The following is a 13564-nucleotide window of genomic DNA, read 5'->3' as shown; positions in this document are numbered from 1 at the left end:
AGAATTCCATGACGCTTGTCCTGGGTGCCATCGCCGATGACTTTACCGGCGCTACGGACCTTGCCAACAACCTGGTGCGTGCTGGCATGCGTTGCGTGCAGACCATTGGCGTGCCGAGTTCCGGCTTTGCCCTCGATAATGTCGATGCCGTGGTGATCGCGCTCAAGTCACGCTCGATCCCGGCCGCTCAGGCCGTGTCGGATTCGCTCTCCGCACTGGCCTGGCTCGAAGAGCACAACGCCCGGCAGATATTCTTCAAGTATTGCTCCACGTTCGACTCCACGGACGCGGGCAATATCGGGCCGGTGGCCGATGCACTGTTGGAACAACTGGGTGCAACACAGACGGTGATGGTACCGGCGTTTCCCATCAACGGGCGCACCGTCTACCAGGGCCACCTGTTCGTAGGGGATCGTTTGCTCAACGAGAGTGGCATGCAACATCACCCACTCACGCCGATGACAGACGCCAACCTGGTTCGCGTTCTGGGGCGCCAGACGCCGCATGAAGTCGGCCTGGCCGCTTATCCGGTCCTATCCAGTGGCGCAGCACCGACCCGTGAGCATCTGGATAAGTTGTCTGCTGACGGCATTCGCCATGTAATCTGCGACACCCTGAACGAAGACAACCTGGACGTGCTTGCCGAGGCCGTGGTCGATTATGCGTTGGTCACCGGCGGCTCCGGTCTTGGTCAGGCTTTGCCTGAGCATTACCGGCGCAAGGGGTGGCTTACCGAGGTCAGCGACCCGGGGCGCCTGGCACCGGCTTTCGGCAGCGCCCTGGTGCTTTCCGGTAGCTGCTCCAGTGCGACGCTGGGCCAGGTGGCCAACTTCCTTGAACGCCATCCCGGGATGGCACTCGACCCGTTGCTGCTGGCAAAGGATCCCGCTCACCTGGAGCACGCCCTCAAATTCGCCCGTGAGCATCTCACTGAGGGTGGGCCGGTATTGATCTACGCCTCCGCCGATGCAGGTCGCGTCAAGGCCGCCCAGGAGGAGTTGGGGGTCGAACAGGCCGGCGAGCTGGTTGAAAAGGCCCTGGGTGAGCTGGCTCGAACCTTGGTTTCAGAAGGGGTGGGGCGGTTGGTTGTCGCCGGTGGCGAGTCTTCGGGTGCTGTAGTTTCGGCCCTGGGCATCCGTCAGCTTCGTATAGGCAATCAGATCGATCCCGGTGTGCCCTGGACTCAAGCGCCCCTGGAAGGAAAGGACGCGCCGCTGTCCCTGGCACTGAAGTCGGGCAACTTTGGCAGTGAAGACTTCTTCTCACGCGCCTTCCAGGTGCTAGAGACACGAACCAAAGGAAAATAACCCCATGAGCCTTCATGACGAGAATCGTCTTCGCGAACAGATCGCCACCCTGGGTAAATCCCTGTTCGACCGCGGCCTGACCATGGGCTCCAGTGGCAACATCAGCGTGCGGACCGATGACGGTGGGTGGCTGATGACGCCCACCAATGCCTGCCTGGGCCGCCTGGACCCGGGCCGCATCTCACGACTGGACCGGGATGGCGGCTGGAAAGACGGGGACAAGCCCACCAAAGAGAGCTTTCTACATATGGCGATGTACGCGGAGCGCCCCCAGTCCGAGGCGATCGTGCATCTCCATTCGACCCACTCCGTGGCCGTCTCCTGCCTACCTGGCATCGACCCCTGCGATTGCATTCCGCCATTGACCGCTTACTACGTGATGCGAGTCGGGAAGCTACCTTTAGTGCCTTACCATATACCCGGCGACCCGAGCCTGGGGGATGCTGTTAAGGGGTTGGCTGGTCAGCATAGTGCTGTATTACTGGCCAACCATGGCCCAGTGGTCGCTGGCAAAAATTTAGAGGCGGCGGTTTACGCTACGGAGGAATTAGAGGAAACAGCTAAGCTGTTTCTTCTGCTTCAGGGCAAGAACCCTCGCGCTTTGACACCCGAGCAAGTGGCTGAGCTTGAAGTGCGTTTTTCTAATTACTAGCAAAACAAAGCTCTCGTGATAATGCATCTGCGTAGACCTGCTTTAGAGGAATAGGGTTAGCTCAGAGTGCTCAGTAACGTCACTTTGGCCCTCTTAGCGATAATGGCTTGAATGTCGCGCTTTATATGCGTTGGAGGCATTGATCTGATTCGTGCACAGAAGTAGTGCATCAGCATGCCCAAAAGGTATCAGCATAGATTTGCACATAACTCTTAAAAAGTTGCCTAAAGCTATATTAACCGACGAAATAAATAACACGATAGGGTCAAGATAATCGCTTTAATCCAAATGGGTTTTTATGATTAATCACCTTATTTCAAATGGTTGGGTGATTATTCAGGCTGTTTTTATCGATCCTTCATGAACTTAGTTCGTGTGCTATCAATTACCTGATCCTGTATGCTGCCTCCACGCATTTGGAGGTCAGTCATGAGTAACGTTGCCTATCCCCACGCCCTATCCGATCAAGCTCACCCCACTGCCGAACCGATGTGTCGGCAGCTGGCCGATCTGGTCTCGACCAGAACGAGCGAGGAGGGGCTGTATGAAACCGCTATTCCGGGATTGAACCTGTTTCGCGCGGACGCCCCTACCAGTTGCATGTCGACGGTCTACGAGCCGTCGCTCTGCGTGATTGCCCAGGGGCGGGAGACGGTGCAGCTGGGGGATCGGGAAATCGTCTACGACGCGCTCAGCTATATGGTGTCCAGCGTCGATCTGCCGGTTAACAAGTTCGTGGTAGATGCCTCGCCGGAGAACCCGTTTCTGGCGGTCAAGATCAATATCGACCCCGCCGAGGTCGCCAAGGTGGTGATGCAACTAGGCGATTCCCAGCTTGCCAGCGAACCTCGTGGTACCCCTGATTCAGGCTGCGGTATGTGTGTCGCCCAGGTCGACCCGGGGATTCTGGATGCCATGACCCGGCTGGTTCGGTTACTCGACTCGCCCGCCGATGTGCCCGTGCTGGCGCCGCTGATTCAGCGTGAGATCATCTACCGTGCACTGGTTGGCGAGCTGGGCCCTCGGATGCGCGAATTCGCGTCCACCGACAGTCAGTCAAACCGTATTTCCCAGGTCATATCGGTTCTCAAGGATCGTTTCGCAGAGCCGCTGCGGGTACGGCAGTTGGCGGAGGATGTGAACATGAGTGAATCTGCGCTGTACCACAGCTTCAAGCAGGCTACCTGCATGTCGCCGTTACAATTCCAGAAGAAACTGCGGTTGCACGAAGCGCGCTTGTTGATGCTGAAAGAAGGCCTGGATGCCTCCACGGCCAGTTATCAAGTCGGGTACGAAAGCCCGTCGCAATTCAGCCGCGAATACAGCCGCATGTTTGGGGCACCTCCGCGCAGTGATATTGCCAAGTTGCGCGGCGAAACACGGGCGAGCGTGTCCGCCTAGACGGTCGTTTCGATAGCAATGAACCGTTGTCTTGCCAGTGCACACAAACGGGCCACCCAATGGGGTGGCCCGTGATGTTTGCGCCGCCCTCGTGGACGGGCGGCCGTGTCTTCCCTTACGGGGGTTAGCCGCGTGTGCCGCGTATCAGGTTATCCGCATGCTCGTTATGAGATACCTGTTGCGCCATGGTCTGATCCCCCTCGACCTTGACGCGTTCACGGTGAATGCCTTCTTTTGTACCGCCCAGCATGGGGTTGCCAGCCTTGAAGGTAGTGCGGTAGTACGTGCCTTGATCCTCAAGCGCTTGACCGTCAATCGCCTGGGAATTGATGCCTTCCCGTGTGCCGGTTTGGGCGGGGCTGCTGATGTCGAAGCGGGCCTGGGTTGACTCGGCAGCGGCGGCTTGAGCAGCCATACCCAGTACCAGGGCGCCAGCGGTGATGGTTTGCGTGATGATAGTGGCGTATTTCATGGAATGACTTCCTCTCGTTAAATGATGTAGCCGCATGAAACCAGGGTTGTCGGGCGGTATACCCGTTCGCGTCGATCCAGTGGAATGGGGCGCGATGATTGCCTGGTTGGCGGCGTATTGGCCGTTACGACCATGAGAGAAATGATAGTGAGATTAGGCTGCTAACAATAGGTGTATTTCTCGCTGAAGATTGCCTGATTCTGCTTATCGTTATTCGCGTATGGGGTTCTGTGAGAAATATCACTGTATTTTATAGTTCAAACAGATGATCGTGATAGCGCTGGTCTATGGCGGTAAAGCCGTCCTAATGGCAACCCGCTGTTTGCTATGTAAATGCAGGTCTGGGTTCGTATGGATGATCGCTAGGTTTTGGGCACCATCCGCTTGAGCAGTAGAGGCAGCAGCAACATCAGTAAGGTGATGCGCAGCAGGTGGTGAGTCGTCACGAAGGCAGGGTCGATCCCCAAGCTCAGTGCGACCAGGCTGAGTTCCGGGGCACCGCCGGGCATGTAGGCGAGTAGCGCTGCAGCGGCGGAATAACCGGTGAGCAGGTGGCCTGCCCAGGCCGCGATAATGGCGAGCAACAATAGTACCAGGGCCTGAATAACGGCCATCAGCAGCGCAATGCCCACTGCGCCAAGCTTGGCGCCTGCAAAGCGTACGCCCACGGAGATACCGATGATCACCTGTGCGAACGCAATGATCACCGGGGGCACCGCGGCGTGGGTGAGGCCAGAGAAGTGCAGTACCCCTGAGACCAGCGCCGGGCCAAACAGCAGCGGGCTGGGCAGCCGCAGGGCCTTGCCCAGCCATAGACCGCTGATACCGGCCGCCAACAGCCAGCCAATATCTATCGGTGATGGCATCCATAACCACTGCGACAATGCAGGCGTGGCGCTGCCAATATCGACATGGCCGATAAACTGCAGCGCAGGCGGAATGGCCACCAGCAGCACCAGGATGCGCACGGCGTGGGTAATGCCGATAATCCGCAGGTCGGCCCCGGAGGAGAGCGCCATCCCCGTCACCGTGGAGACCCCGCCAGGCACGCCGGAGTAGAGCGACGTCTCCCAGGAGTGCCCCGCCACGCGGCAGGAGAACCAAACCGAGAAGGTCATCATCACCGCCGTGGCGATCAGCATGACGGCAAGACTGATCCCCCACAGGCTGGCATCCCCGGTCATCTCCGGTGTGAACGCCGAGCCAAGCATGACCCCAATGACCACCAGTACGCCTTTGCGCCCCTTGCGCGGTGTCTCAAGCGGGACGCCCGCCAGCGACGCCACTGTGGTGGCGATCATGGCACCCATTAACCAGGGGAGGGGAATTTTTAGCCAGAATGCCAACCCACCGCCGACAAGCCCGAGCGCCAACGTCGGCAGAAAACGACCCAGCGAGCTCATCCTTGCTGCCAGCATTGCTTTCAATCTCCTTTTGACGTTTAAAACCACCGGCAGCTTGTATCATCTACCGGGGCAATCGGCTGAGCCATTGGCTTTCGTCAGCCAGCGTGTGGCAGTGAGTCATTTCGATACCCGCCAGGGCGCAGTACCAGGAGTAAGGATGCACTGTTATGCGGTTTTTGTTAACGCTAATTTAGTAGAAGTGCGTTATCGATATGTATAAACGCACTTGCCTCGTTTATCAGTGAGGCGGCTGTATACTGAGGTACGCCGTAAACCTCAACTGTTTTACCATGTTGTGTGCGGATTTTATTGGCGAGTAGATCAAAGTCTCCATCGCCTGTTACCAGCACGATAGTATCGGCCTGTTCGGCGTACTCTATTGCATCGAGGGCAATGCCAACATCCCAATCGCCTTTGGCGGAGCCATCCGAGCGTTGAATGAAGGGCTTTAGCTTCACTTCAAAACCAATGGCTCTTAGTATCGTTTGAAACTCGCGTTGTTTTATGTCGCCTTTGTCGATGGCATAACAAACGGCTTTCACAACGTCTCTTCCTGTCGTTGCTCGAGCCCAGAACTTATTGTAATCAAAGTTCTTTCCGTATGCTGATCGCACCGTGTAATAGATGTTTTGGATATCCACAAATATGGCGACTTTTTCCATAAATATAATTAGTTTTCCGTAAGTTGTATTCAGTTCAAGCCGAACAGTTGGCTGATCAGCGGAATCAGCACGGAGCTGAATATCCCCGTCATGCCCATCGCCAGGCCAGCAAAGGCACCTGCCAGGGTGCTGCGCTGCATGGCATAGGCCGTTCCGAACCCGTGTGCGGCCAGGCCCAGTGCGAAGCCGCTTGACGTATGTGAACGCACCTTGAGGACGCGAAATACCAGTGGGGCGAGCAGGCAACCCATCACGCCGGTGGTTAACGATAAACCGGCGGATAGTGATGGGAATCCGCCTATCTGTTCCGAGATACCAATGGCGATGGGAGAGGTGACCGATTTAGGGGCCATGGATAGCAACAGCGTATCGCTGGCGCCAAAAAGCTGGCCAATCAAGACGGTGGTCACGACGGCCGTCAGGCTGCCGCTTAGGCAAACGACCAGCAACGGCAGCAGCATTCGGCGAATACGGGCACGGTGGTCATAAAGGGGCACGGCCAGCGCAACGGTGGCGGGGCCCAGCAGGAAGTGAATGAACTGCGCCCCTTCAAAGTAGGTGTCGTAGTCGGTGCCGCTAAGGGTCAACAGCAGGATGATCATCAACATGGCGACCAGCACCGGATGCAGCAGCGCAGTGCCACCCGCCTTGCGATTAAGCACGCTGGCCAACAGGTAGGCCCCCAGCGTAATCACAATCCAGAACAGAGGCCGGGCGTTGAAGTAAACCCAAAAAGTGGTGAGCTCCATCGCTTATTCCTTATGCTTGTATTGACGTGTTTCCCACGCCTGCAGCAGCCAGCCGGTTAGCGACAAAGTGATGAGGGTGCTCAGTAGCAGCGACGCCAGAATCGTGAGCCATTGCTGGGCGAGTGTCTCTGCAAATAGCATCAGGCCGACGCCTGCCGGGACAAACAGCAGCGATAAATACCGTACCAATCCCTCGGCGGGTAAACGTAGGCCATCCGGCACGCGGCCATAGCACATCAGCCCGATCAGCAGGAGGAGCATGCCCGCGACCGGGCCCGGAATTGGCCAGCCGAACCATACCATTAGCCACTCGCCCATGAGTTGGCAAATCAGCAGAATCAAAAACCCCTGAACCATATTGATGACCTCGCCAGTTGTTTTGGAAAGGGTTAAGCGTTGTGTCTCCCTGTGGCGAGTTCACCACGCCACGGATATTGTCGATACATGCTATGGCATGGCGGGCAAAAAACGTAGGGCGCGCCTATCAGCGTCAGGAATTTGAGTATTCCAGAGACTGATAGACGCGCCCTCGTGGTACGTTTTGCGTTACAGGAGCGTTAGACGTAGAAGTCCAGGTCCTCTTGCGCTTTCAGCAGATCCCGCATCTTGATGGGGTCGTCACCGAAGAAGAACAGCAGGCCCCAGTGAGTGCCGAAGGCCGAGCGGTCTGGCACGGTCTCTTCCGTCGGCGCGACCAGTTCGTGGGACTCGAAATAGGGATGCTCGATCGTTTCTTTGGGCATCTCCAGCTTGCTGACCACACGGCGCCTTGGGTACACACCGAAGCAGCCTGCGTAGCCTTTTGCGTCGACCACCTCGCGTGGGAAGAAGGCAGCCACTTCCTCTTTGGTGCTTTTGGGGTCGAATACCAGCATTGACGCCTGGTACGCATTAAACCCGTAGGCTTTTTCGATCAGCTCGAACGCCTTGAAGCCGGGCGGGCGATAGGCAACCTCGCCAAAGTACATCTCGCCGTCTGCGGTGACGAAGTACTCGGGGTGGATCAGGCCGAACTGGATATCGAAGGTTTTAATCAGCAGTTCGATCTGCTTGGTAATCGCATTGCGCCAGCTTTCGAGTTCTTGCGTGGCAGGCACGAAGACCGAATAGCCCAATGTCACGTATTCCGAGATATTGAGGAACTGGATCTTGCCATCGTGTATCCAGGCTTCCACCGCAAATTCCCAGCCATCCAGGTGGCTTTCCATCAGCAGCGGATATTCTTCGTCTGGAATGTGTTCAATTTCTTCCACTGTGCGGATCATGCGGTGGCCAAGGCAACCGGCTTTATCGAATGCCTTGACGTGAATCGGGTCGTCCGGGTCACCATCGAGCTTGAGCAGCGTCTGGTTGACGCGCTTCATGAAGCGAATGACGTCTTCTTTCTCGTGGGCTTCCTCGAAAATACCCACGCGAATACCGCCAAGCTGCGCACGGCGCTTCATGAGGGCCTTGTCGCGGAACAGAATGGACTGCCCGTACATGCGTGGGCTGTCGAGGAGGACAGAGTTTATCGCACCGGACCACTCAACGGTTTCTTCAAACAGCGGGATGGCAACGTCGACGCCCTCGGCTTTCAGCCTTTCGGCGATTTCCATGGACCGGTCATTCAGGCGGATAAAATCCCAGGCGATGAAGGGGATATTGTTGGCGGTGCAGAAATCTTCGGCCCATTCCGGGGCAACCACGACATAACGGCGGTCAAATTTTTGCGCCGCCTTGATCGCGTTGACACTCCAGCCGAGCAGGGCAATGTAACCCTTGTTGGGGTCCTTGGGGGTCTCGGTACCTTTAACCGAATCCATTTCCGGGTCGCGCCAAGCGGTTACCGATTCGGGTAACTGCTTTTCTGATGTTATCGACATTCGATGTTCTCCTTTGCGGGTTAACCGAGACAGACTGCGACAACATTGGGGTGAACAAGGTGAAGCAAGACGCAGCCAGTGTTGTTTAGAGATGATCGACCATGTCAGCAGTAGGAACTTTTCAACACATCTACTCTCACTTTAACCTAGACGATTCCCACCTAGATGGCAATTCGATTGTAGTATTTCTGGAAAAAGCTTGTATAAGTTTTCCTGCATACTGTTAGCGCTACAAAGCGGTCATCGCGGCCGCTTCCCGGAAGGCAGAAATTGGCCTGCCGCGGCGTTGCCGGGCGTCAAGGTGTATACAGGGTAGAGCACTTTAAAGCCAGCAAAAGCAAGGCGTTACGGTTATTCGAGGGCGGGCAAGGCCAACGTCAAATGAGCCACGATACCGAAGCCTGGCGGGAACGAAACATTGAGTGGCTGGTCTCGTCGGGCGGCCGTCAAGCCGCCCGAGGGTATTAGAGCTTGACGGTAGGATCGCCAAAGCCTTGGGGCACATACAGGTTGTGCTCACCGAGGTTGCGGGTATCAGTTTCACCGCAAAGTGCCATGGTGGTGTCCAGTTCCTTGTGGATGATCTCGAGCGCCCGAGTGACGCCGGCCTCGCCCGCAGCGCCCAGTCCATAGGTGTAGGCTCTACCGATGTAGGTGCCCTTGGCACCCAGCGCAAGCGCCTTGAGGACATCCTGGCCCGAGCGAATCCCCGAATCGAGATGCACCTCCACCTTGTCGCCCACGGCGTCCATGATGGCGGGCAGCATACGGATAGAGCTCATGGCACCATCCAGTTGGCGACCCCCGTGGTTGGAAACGATGATGGCATCCACGCCGATTTCGGCGGCACGACGCGCATCTTCTGGCGCCATGATGCCTTTGACGATCAGTTTGCCGCCCCACCACTCCTTGAATTGAGCAATTCGATTCCAGTCCAGCGATACATCAAACGCTTCCGCCGTCCAGGTTGATAATGACGAAGGGTCCGTCACCCCTTTGGCATGGCCGACGATATTGCCAAATGAGCGCCGCTTGGTTTGCAGCATTTCAAGCCCCCAGGGAATCTTGGTGGCCATGTTGGCGATTGAGCGAGGGGTCAATTTGGGGGGCGCTGACAGCCCATTCTTGATGTCTTTATGGCGTTGGCCAAGCACCTGCAGATCCACCGTCACCACAATCGCGGAACACTTCGCCGCTCTGGCGCGTTCGATCAGACGGCGCATGAAATCGTCATCTTTGAGCGTGTATACCTGGAACCAAAACGGCTTGGTGGTGTGCTCGGCAACGTCTTCAATCGAACAGATCGACATGGTCGACAGGGTGTATGGCACGCCGAATTTCTCGGCTGCCCGCGCCGCCTTGATCTCACCGTCAGCGGACTGCATGCCGGTCAGCCCCACTGGCGCCAGGGCCACCGGCATGGCCACGTCTTCGCCGATCATCTGGTTGCGCGTGGTACGCCCCGACATGTCGACCGCCACTCGCTGCTTGAGGTGGATGTGCTGAAAGTCGCTGGTGTTTTCGCGAAAGGTCTGCTCTGTCCAACTGCCCGACTCAGCATAGTCATAGAACATCTTGGGCGTGCGGCGGACATAACGACGACGGAGATCTTCGATATTGGTATAGACCGGCATGTGTAATCCTATGAGGTGAGAGAAAGACTGCTGACATCCCCGGCAGCAGACCCAGACCACGACCATTCACTTTTTTAACAGAATATCACCGTGAATACATAACCCGGTCGGAAATTAACCCCCAAGGCGGTAAGGCGTCATCGCATTTTTCCTTCATGCTGTTGACGGGTGGGGGTATGAAGGCGCAAGGTAGTCCCAGTTGGATAGCAAGTTGAACGTAGTCAGTAGCATCGAAGCATCTTTAGTGTTTGAGCCTGGTGAAAGTTTCTTGTTCTACCCATCGCAACTCGGGTATTTCCCCGGCATACATTTCGCTAAATCGAGGATTTCGATCATGGCAACTGGCACAGTAAAATGGTTTAACGACGCAAAAGGCTACGGCTTCATTTCTACATCAGAAGGCGGCGACGACCTGTTTGCGCACTTCTCCGAAATTCAGGCTGAAGGCTTCAAATCCCTGCAAGACGGTCAAGAGGTTTCTTTTGACGTCACTCAGGGTCAAAAAGGCCTTCAAGCTTCCAACATTAAAGTACTGTCGTGAACGACATGCTGTAACGTTGGCTACCGACGCGTCGGTAAGCTTAAAACCCCGCCATGTGCGGGGTTTTTGCGTATCTATCCCGGCGTTTTTGTGTTGAAAAGTGTGCGTGCCGACCGCTTCAGCATGTATCAAAGCGTCACTTTACCCCGCAGATTCTTGGTTTTGCCTTTACGCGTTTTGGCATCCACCCGTTTGCGCTTGGCGGAACAGCTGGGTCTTGTCGGCTTGCGCGTTTTTTGCTGCTTGACCGCTTCGCGAATCAATTCGCGTAGCCTTGCCAGGGCATCTTCGCGGTTTTGCTCCTGGGTGCGATAGCGCTGGGCCTTGATGATGATCACGCCTTCCTGGGTGATGCGCTGATCGGTCAGCGCCAGAAGCCGCTCTTTGTAGAAGGGCGGCAAACTCGAGCGATGAATGTCGAAACGCAGATGGATGGCCGAGGCCACCTTGTTGACGTTCTGGCCGCCAGCCCCCTGCGCACGAATGGGGTGCAGCTCGATTTCCCATTCAGCCAGCTCCACATTGTTGGAAATACGTAGCATATGACTCCTTGGCATACTGGGTTGATCGTAAAATGTCATAAATGGTTTGACTGGCGACGAGCGTCGCAATCCGTTTAGGGCCTTTTGACGTTTCATCGCGGTGCGAATGAAACGTCAAAAGATCCTATATGTTTATAATAGGTAGTTTTTTTATGCCATGGAGAAGCCGATGAACGACGTTATCAAGCTGCTGACCTCGCACCGTTCGATCCGCAAGTTTGAGTCGCGCGAGATGCCCGACGGATTATTAACTGAACTGATCCGCGCTGGGCAGGGCGCCGCGACGTCCAGCCATATTCAAGCCTACAGTGTGATGCGTGTCACCGATATGGCGAAACGTGAACAGTTGGTCGAGCTAACCGGCGGCCAGGGCTACGTGGCAAGCTGCAGCGAGTTTTTGGTCTTCTGTGCCGACATGAAGCGCCCGCTTGAAGCCGCCGAGCGCACTGGGGAGGAGGACGTCATCAGCGGCATGACCGAACAGTTGCTGGTCGCCACGGTGGATGTATCGCTGGTAGCGCAAAACGTGGCCATTGCGGCGGAGTCGGAAGGGCTCGGCATCTGCTATATCGGCGGGATACGCAATAATCCCCAGGCGGTCAGTGACCTGCTGGACCTGCCGACGCATGTCTACCCGGTATTTGGTATGTGCATCGGCTATCCCGCTCATGACCCCGATGTTAAACCACGTCTACCGGTTGAGGCGGTGCTCAAGGAAAATCATTACAGCGATGACTCTGAGCAAGTCGCAGCCTTCGACCAAACCATGCAAACCTACTATCAGGGCCGTAAAGGTGGCAACAAAGACACGGATTGGTCGCACAACCTGACGCCGTTATTTACCCAAAAGCTGCGTCCGCATATGCGTGAATTTCTGATCGAGAAAGGGTTCAAGATGCAGTGAGGGAAAAGCCTGCGCCGCCGATCTACTTAGACAAGCATCGACGGTTTGAATAATGCAGTACGGTCGATGGTGTTGCCTGACAGCATGAATTCCCCCATGCCCCGGTAGTGCAGCGATTCCTCATCATCGGCCGAGGGCGCTACATGGGCTTTCACGACCTCAAAGATAAACAGGTTGTAGCGTTCAACCATGGCGTCATCGCGTAGTTGGCACTCAAAGGACGCGTAGCACTCCTCAATTAGCGGCGCCCCCACCTTCTCTGCTTTGCCTGGAGTGAGGTCAAAGGTCTTGAATTTGTCGACCTCGCTCCCGGAGCAGTTCCCGATACTCACCACCGTATCGACAAGCGACGCCGAGGGAATATTGATCACGCATTCCCCGCTATGATGTACAAGCGCGTGGGAGTGATTGCCAGCGGCGATAACGCACCCGATGAGCGAGGGCGAAAACGCCATGACCATGTGCCACCCCAGGGTCATGATGTTGGGTTGCGCTTGCCATTGCGATGAAACCAGCACAATCGGGCCGGGCTCGAGAAAGTGTCTGATATTCGAGACAGGAAAGTCTTCCTTCATCATCGTCGGGTGTGTCATCAACAACCTCCGATTGGGTTTGATTGAACTGGGTCAAGCGCTCGGGCGGCGCATCACTGTCATCAATACCCCCGCGCCGATCAAGCTACCGGCACCGCAGCGGTGTAAAAGACGGCGAAACTTGGCGGTCATCAGTTTCCGGCTTGTCGTCGACAGCAGTGTGTAGCCGAAATCCGAGATGACCCCTATTGCCAGAAAGGTGGTAAACAGAATCGCCAACTGGGGCGCCAACGGATGGCTCTGGGTAATGAACTGCGGCATGAAGGCCATGAAGAAAAGAATGCTTTTGGGGTTCAGGAGTGTCACCCAAAAGGCTTTGGCAGTGCCTTGCTTGACGTTGGCACCAGAGGCTTCCAGGTCATTCAGTTGGCCGGATTCTCGCCACATCTTGATGCCTAGATAAAGCAGATAGAGAACCCCTAGCCATTTAACGATGGCGAATAGCTCCGCCGACGCCATCAGCAGGGCGCCTACGCCGGCAAACGAAAGTGACATCGCCACCAGGTCGCCCAAGAAAAAGCCGGGCAGCATCGCTAAAGCTGCCTTGCGTCCCTGGTTGATGCCGGTCATGACCAGTAGAGCAACGGCGGGGCCGGGTGAGGCGATCACCAAAAACGAGGCCAGTACAAACGACAGCCAGAGCTCAATCGACATAGCGTTAACCTTCTTGAACTTAGATCACTAGTGATAGCTATTACTATAGTTTTACTTCGATAGCGATGTCAGCCGAAAGCTATCCCTGCAACACAATCGCGAGCGAAGTACAGCCAGTCCCTCAGCATTTGTTTTAAGTGGATGGTAGTGGGCTATAGCGGCGGGTGTTATTCATTCGTGAA

The 13564-nt window shown here is 56.1% G+C and carries 15 protein-coding genes; 5 read left to right on the top strand and 10 right to left on the bottom strand.

Going from position 1 to position 13564, the window contains the following annotated elements; translation table 11 throughout:
• Window positions 1-8: 8 nt before the first annotated feature.
• The 3 genes from otnK (at window position 9) to BMX75_RS01440 (ending at window position 3360) form a co-directional block, all read left to right on the top strand.
• A complete protein-coding gene (otnK, locus tag BMX75_RS01450) occupies window positions 9-1307 on the top strand; it encodes a 3-oxo-tetronate kinase (RefSeq protein WP_092824596.1) in 1299 nt (432 codons plus the stop codon).
• Window positions 1308-1311: 4 nt separating this feature from the next.
• The gene (otnC, locus tag BMX75_RS01445) at window positions 1312-1959 is read left to right on the top strand and encodes a 3-oxo-tetronate 4-phosphate decarboxylase (RefSeq protein WP_092824594.1); all 648 of its coding nucleotides are present in this window, start codon (window positions 1312-1314) and stop codon (window positions 1957-1959) included.
• Window positions 1960-2388: 429 nt separating this feature from the next.
• Window positions 2389-3360, top strand: coding sequence for an AraC family transcriptional regulator (locus tag BMX75_RS01440; RefSeq protein WP_092824592.1), 972 nt, complete (start codon window positions 2389-2391; stop codon window positions 3358-3360).
• Between the two features lie 124 nt (window positions 3361-3484).
• Here BMX75_RS01440 and BMX75_RS01435 read toward each other — a convergent pair whose 3' ends face one another.
• From BMX75_RS01435 to BMX75_RS01400, 7 genes are all read right to left on the bottom strand, one after another.
• Window positions 3485-3832: a hypothetical protein gene (locus BMX75_RS01435; RefSeq protein WP_092824590.1), complete on the bottom strand. Its 348-nt coding sequence runs from the start codon at window positions 3830-3832 to the stop codon at window positions 3485-3487.
• A gap of 362 nt (window positions 3833-4194) precedes the next feature.
• Window positions 4195-5250, bottom strand: a complete 1056-nt coding sequence (locus BMX75_RS01430; protein ID WP_092824589.1) for an AbrB family transcriptional regulator — start codon at window positions 5248-5250, stop codon at window positions 4195-4197.
• A 173-nt stretch (window positions 5251-5423) separates the two neighbouring features.
• Window positions 5424-5900 carry a LabA-like NYN domain-containing protein gene (locus BMX75_RS01425; protein ID WP_092824587.1) on the bottom strand — a complete coding sequence of 159 codons (477 nt, stop codon included), beginning with the start codon at window positions 5898-5900 and terminating at the stop codon, window positions 5424-5426.
• Between the two features lie 29 nt (window positions 5901-5929).
• Complete coding sequence (locus BMX75_RS01420; RefSeq protein WP_092824585.1) at window positions 5930-6649, bottom strand: LrgB family protein; 720 nt, start codon at window positions 6647-6649, stop codon at window positions 5930-5932.
• A gap of 3 nt (window positions 6650-6652) precedes the next feature.
• Window positions 6653-7006 (bottom strand): CidA/LrgA family protein, encoded by a 354-nt coding sequence (locus tag BMX75_RS01415; protein WP_092824583.1) that lies wholly within the window; start codon window positions 7004-7006, stop codon window positions 6653-6655.
• A gap of 200 nt (window positions 7007-7206) precedes the next feature.
• On the bottom strand, window positions 7207-8514 hold the full coding sequence (locus BMX75_RS01410) for an ATP-grasp domain-containing protein (protein WP_092824581.1): 1308 nt from the start codon (window positions 8512-8514) through the stop codon (window positions 7207-7209).
• A 464-nt stretch (window positions 8515-8978) separates the two neighbouring features.
• On the bottom strand, window positions 8979-10148 hold the full coding sequence (locus BMX75_RS01400; RefSeq protein WP_085919671.1) for an alpha-hydroxy acid oxidase: 1170 nt from the start codon (window positions 10146-10148) through the stop codon (window positions 8979-8981).
• Between the two features lie 334 nt (window positions 10149-10482).
• Between BMX75_RS01400 and BMX75_RS01395 the strand changes: the two genes are divergently transcribed.
• Window positions 10483-10689, top strand: coding sequence for a cold-shock protein (locus BMX75_RS01395; RefSeq protein WP_085919672.1), 207 nt, complete (start codon window positions 10483-10485; stop codon window positions 10687-10689).
• Between the two features lie 128 nt (window positions 10690-10817).
• On the opposite strand, the gene arfB is transcribed toward BMX75_RS01395, so the two are convergent.
• Window positions 10818-11231 (bottom strand): alternative ribosome rescue aminoacyl-tRNA hydrolase ArfB, encoded by a 414-nt coding sequence (arfB, locus tag BMX75_RS01390; RefSeq protein ID WP_092824577.1) that lies wholly within the window; start codon window positions 11229-11231, stop codon window positions 10818-10820.
• 169 nt (window positions 11232-11400) lie between these two features.
• Between arfB and nfsA the strand changes: the two genes are divergently transcribed.
• The gene (nfsA, locus tag BMX75_RS01385; protein WP_085919674.1) at window positions 11401-12135 is read left to right on the top strand and encodes an oxygen-insensitive NADPH nitroreductase; all 735 of its coding nucleotides are present in this window, start codon (window positions 11401-11403) and stop codon (window positions 12133-12135) included.
• Window positions 12136-12161: 26 nt separating this feature from the next.
• Here nfsA and BMX75_RS01380 read toward each other — a convergent pair whose 3' ends face one another.
• Together BMX75_RS01380 and BMX75_RS01375 are read right to left on the bottom strand one after the other, a co-directional pair.
• Window positions 12162-12728, bottom strand: coding sequence for a flavin reductase family protein (locus tag BMX75_RS01380; protein WP_092824575.1), 567 nt, complete (start codon window positions 12726-12728; stop codon window positions 12162-12164).
• Between the two features lie 33 nt (window positions 12729-12761).
• Window positions 12762-13382 carry a LysE family translocator gene (locus BMX75_RS01375; RefSeq protein WP_085919676.1) on the bottom strand — a complete coding sequence of 207 codons (621 nt, stop codon included), beginning with the start codon at window positions 13380-13382 and terminating at the stop codon, window positions 12762-12764.
• Window positions 13383-13564 lie beyond the last annotated feature (182 nt).

The organism is Vreelandella subterranea, from assembly GCF_900111305.1.
GTDB classification, from domain to species: Bacteria; Pseudomonadota; Gammaproteobacteria; order Pseudomonadales; family Halomonadaceae; genus Vreelandella; species Vreelandella subterranea.
Note: the sequence above shows the minus strand (reverse complement) of the source record. Positions and strands in the feature narration are given on the sequence as shown.

What these genes read in the sequence shown, in the direction of transcription:
- otnK (WP_092824596.1), top strand. Translation starts at nt 9, where the DNA reads ATGACGCTTGTCCTGGGTGCCATCGCCGATGACTTTACCGGCGCTACG.
- otnC (WP_092824594.1), top strand. Translation starts at nt 1,312, where the DNA reads ATGAGCCTTCATGACGAGAATCGTCTTCGCGAACAGATCGCCACCCTG.
- BMX75_RS01440 (WP_092824592.1), top strand. Translation starts at nt 2,389, where the DNA reads ATGAGTAACGTTGCCTATCCCCACGCCCTATCCGATCAAGCTCACCCC.
- BMX75_RS01435 (WP_092824590.1), bottom strand. Translation starts at nt 3,832, where the DNA reads ATGAAATACGCCACTATCATCACGCAAACCATCACCGCTGGCGCCCTG.
- BMX75_RS01430 (WP_092824589.1), bottom strand. Translation starts at nt 5,250, where the DNA reads ATGCTGGCAGCAAGGATGAGCTCGCTGGGTCGTTTTCTGCCGACGTTG.
- BMX75_RS01425 (WP_092824587.1), bottom strand. Translation starts at nt 5,900, where the DNA reads ATGGAAAAAGTCGCCATATTTGTGGATATCCAAAACATCTATTACACG.
- BMX75_RS01420 (WP_092824585.1), bottom strand. Translation starts at nt 6,649, where the DNA reads ATGGAGCTCACCACTTTTTGGGTTTACTTCAACGCCCGGCCTCTGTTC.
- BMX75_RS01415 (WP_092824583.1), bottom strand. Translation starts at nt 7,006, where the DNA reads ATGGTTCAGGGGTTTTTGATTCTGCTGATTTGCCAACTCATGGGCGAG.
- BMX75_RS01410 (WP_092824581.1), bottom strand. Translation starts at nt 8,514, where the DNA reads ATGTCGATAACATCAGAAAAGCAGTTACCCGAATCGGTAACCGCTTGG.
- BMX75_RS01400 (WP_085919671.1), bottom strand. Translation starts at nt 10,148, where the DNA reads ATGCCGGTCTATACCAATATCGAAGATCTCCGTCGTCGTTATGTCCGC.
- BMX75_RS01395 (WP_085919672.1), top strand. Translation starts at nt 10,483, where the DNA reads ATGGCAACTGGCACAGTAAAATGGTTTAACGACGCAAAAGGCTACGGC.
- arfB (WP_092824577.1), bottom strand. Translation starts at nt 11,231, where the DNA reads ATGCTACGTATTTCCAACAATGTGGAGCTGGCTGAATGGGAAATCGAG.
- nfsA (WP_085919674.1), top strand. Translation starts at nt 11,401, where the DNA reads ATGAACGACGTTATCAAGCTGCTGACCTCGCACCGTTCGATCCGCAAG.
- BMX75_RS01380 (WP_092824575.1), bottom strand. Translation starts at nt 12,728, where the DNA reads ATGACACACCCGACGATGATGAAGGAAGACTTTCCTGTCTCGAATATC.
- BMX75_RS01375 (WP_085919676.1), bottom strand. Translation starts at nt 13,382, where the DNA reads ATGTCGATTGAGCTCTGGCTGTCGTTTGTACTGGCCTCGTTTTTGGTG.